Raw genomic sequence first — 262 nt, 5'->3', positions numbered from 1 at the left:
CTGGGCGCGCAGGTCGATCTCGTCGAGGACGGAATCGAGCCGGGGGTCGTCGACCTGCTCGCGAACCGCGCGAACCCGCTCGGCGACCGATTTCAGCCGGTCCGCCGGGACCTCGCCCAGGAGGATGTCGCGCCGCAGCGCCTCCAGCGAATCGAGGATCGCGTCGGCCCGCTCGCGTGCGCGGGCATGGCGGGCCCGCCGGTCGTCGGCGGCCGGAACCTCCTGCAGGGCGAGCAGCGCGTCCGTCGCGCCGGCGCGGGCC

The 262-nt window shown here is 76.3% G+C and carries 1 protein-coding gene; it reads right to left on the bottom strand.

The annotated features are described in order from the left end of the window. Nucleotides 1-262, bottom strand: a 262-nt coding sequence (locus tag R0J92_RS23915) for a flagellar assembly protein FliX (protein ID WP_411053510.1), incomplete at both ends; no start/stop codon positions are given.

It is taken from the genome of Tritonibacter sp. SIMBA_163, from assembly GCF_046535935.1.
In the GTDB taxonomy this organism is placed as follows: Bacteria; Pseudomonadota; Alphaproteobacteria; order Rhodobacterales; family Rhodobacteraceae; genus Epibacterium; species Epibacterium scottomollicae.
The sequence above is the reverse complement of the archived record's forward strand: the minus strand, read 5'-3'. Positions and strand labels throughout refer to the sequence as shown.